Annotated in this window: 3 protein-coding genes; 2 read left to right on the top strand and 1 reads right to left on the bottom strand. The window is 66.6% G+C overall.

The window, feature by feature from the left end; all coding sequences use genetic code 11:
• The coding region (locus V7D69_RS15930) for a hypothetical protein (protein ID WP_333606323.1) at positions 1–326 on the top strand (326 nt) is incomplete at its 5' end.
• 81 nt (positions 327–407) lie between these two features.
• Complete coding sequence (gene dprA / locus V7D69_RS15925; RefSeq protein WP_333606322.1) at positions 408–1,538, top strand: DNA-processing protein DprA; 1,131 nt, start codon at positions 408–410, stop codon at positions 1,536–1,538.
• 45 nt (positions 1,539–1,583) lie between these two features.
• Here dprA and V7D69_RS15920 read toward each other — a convergent pair whose 3' ends face one another.
• Positions 1,584–1,964, bottom strand: a complete 381-nt coding sequence (locus V7D69_RS15920) for a hypothetical protein (RefSeq protein ID WP_333606321.1) — start codon at positions 1,962–1,964, stop codon at positions 1,584–1,586.
• Positions 1,965–2,259: the final 295 nt, after the last annotated feature.

Here is a 2,259-nt window from a genome sequence, read left to right as displayed (position 1 = left end):
CGGCCGATGCCTACATCATGGCGTTGTCCAACGGTTACGACGGCATCTCCGTGCAGGGTCCGATGGACGTGGTGGCACTGAACGTCGGCAGCGACGATGGCGTGGACAACGGCACCACGTTCGCGATTTACCAGCCGGGTGACACCGTGACCGATCTTGTCGCGGGCAACACCACTCGGCGCGAATTCGGTCCCAAGGTGAAGCTGCCCAGCGAATTCGTCGGCCACCTGATGGTGTTCCGCACCTTCTCGCACGTGAGCTACGGACTGGTGATGGACGGCATTCGTCCGGTGAAGGTCGGCGACACGCTGCAAGCACCGCAGTAATCGCAAGGTAGGCTGTTCCTGACACGACGGCGCGGTCCCCACCGCGCCGTTTGTCTTTGCGGCGGCCCTACACTTGCAGGCATGACCGACGATGATGAACTGCTCGCCTGGCTGACCTTGCTGCGCGCGCCGGGCCTGGGTGGCGCGGGGCTGCGCGCGTTGTTGCAGCGGGTGGGAACGGCGCGGGCGATTTGCCGCGATGCGCGTCGCTTGCCCGGTCTCGAATCGGCGGCGCTGGAGTGGATCGCCCGTCCCGACACTGCACGGCTGGATGCGGATCTGGCGTGGCTGGCTCAACCCGGCCATCGGCTGCTGCGTTGCGACGAGGCCGACTTCCCGCCGCAACTCGAAACCATCCCGCAGCCGCCCGCGGCATTGTTCGCCGCCGGCGATCCGTCCGTGCTGCTTGCCCCGCAGATCGCGATCGTCGGCGCCCGCAGCGCGACCGCACAAGGCCTGGCCAACGCCCGCGATTTCGCCCGCACCTTGAGCCGCGCCGGGCTCGTCGTCACCAGCGGCATGGCCGATGGCATCGACGGCGCGGCGCACGTCGCGGCCCTGGAGTCCGGCGGCCAAACGGTCGCCGTGATCGGCACCGGCCCCGACCTGGTCTATCCGCGCAAGCACCGCGACTTGGCCGCCCGCATCGAGCAAAGCGGCGCGATCGTCAGTGAATTTCCGCCCGGCACCGAAGCGCGCCCCGATCACTTCCCGCGCCGCAACCGCCTGATCGCCGGGCTTTCGCTCGGCACGCTGGTAGTGGAAGCGGGCTTGCAATCGGGCTCGCTGATCACGGCACGCTTGGCCGCGGAAGCGGGCCGCGAGGTGTTCGCGCTGCCCGGTTCCATCCACAATCCGCTGGCCAAGGGCTGCCACCGCCTGATCCGGGACGGTGCGCGGCTGGTCGAAACCGCGGCCGAAGTAATCGAAGCGCTGGCGCCGGCCGCGCAGGCGCAAGGGGCAGGATTGCGCGCCCGTCTCGAAGCTGACGAAGCCCCGGATGGCCCGTCCCCGGACGGCAACGATCGCGGCCGGGACCCCGACTACATTTCCCTTCTTGCCGCCCTCGGCGATGCGCCGGCTTCGCTCGATGAACTGGCCGAACGCACCCGCCTGGCGCCCGCGGCGCTGTCGTCCATGCTGCTGTTGCTGGAACTGGAAGGCGCGGTCGGCCCCGCCGTGAACGGGCGCTGGCAGAAATTGCGATCCTGAAGGAACACGCCCTCGCCGGTGATGCCGGGCGAGGGCGCGCCTGGCTCAGTTGACGTATCCGGATTCGTTCGGATTGACGATGATGCGGATCAGCTCGCCATTGCCGCCGAAGGTCAGGAGGCCTTCGCCCTTGTAATGAAATTCCGTGCGTGCCATGTCGGAACCGGCATAGAACGGAATCCAGGCCTTGCCCGTCGAGTAGACCTTTTCATCATTGGGCTGTCCGATCACGTCGGTGACGTGCCGGCGATCCCAGCCGATCTGGATCCTGGAGAACTTGCTGCCCTCCGCCGGGGTGCCGATGACGCCGTACCCGTCCTTGCTGCTGCTCTGCGGGCTCTGGCTGGCGGCCTGGCTGAACGCGATTGGCGCGAAACCCGCCATCAGGACCCATACCGAAAAGAACACCAAAAACCTGGCTTTCATGACTTTCTCCCTTTGTTTTTGGGAGACGTCGGCACGCCATCGAAGCCGCGGAATCCGCGACTTGCCCGACCTGAACGAAGTCCCCACTTCCAGTGCGAAACGGCGTTGCCGCCGGGGTTTCGCCCATTTCGAAACCCAAGTCGATGATAGGCAGGGCCGGCGGCCAATGCAACGCCGACCCGGTGGCCGGAAAGGCAAAGCTTGACACGCCCACCCTGCGCATGCGTTCACTATATATAGGGGGCGGACCCAAGCCGCCCATGGATCGCGTCCCAGACATGGCCAAGAACCTGCT

The sequence above is a fragment of the Novosphingobium sp. genome, assembly GCF_036733805.1.
Classification (GTDB): Bacteria; Pseudomonadota; Alphaproteobacteria; order Sphingomonadales; family Sphingomonadaceae; genus Novosphingobium.
Note: the sequence above shows the minus strand (reverse complement) of the source record. Positions and strands in the feature narration are given on the sequence as shown.

Bases quoted from the DNA above. Each gene is read 5' to 3' on its own strand.
- dprA (WP_333606322.1), top strand. From the start codon at position 408: ATGACCGACGATGATGAACTGCTCGCCTGGCTGACCTTGCTGCGCGCG.
- V7D69_RS15920 (WP_333606321.1), bottom strand. From the start codon at position 1,964: ATGAAAGCCAGGTTTTTGGTGTTCTTTTCGGTATGGGTCCTGATGGCG.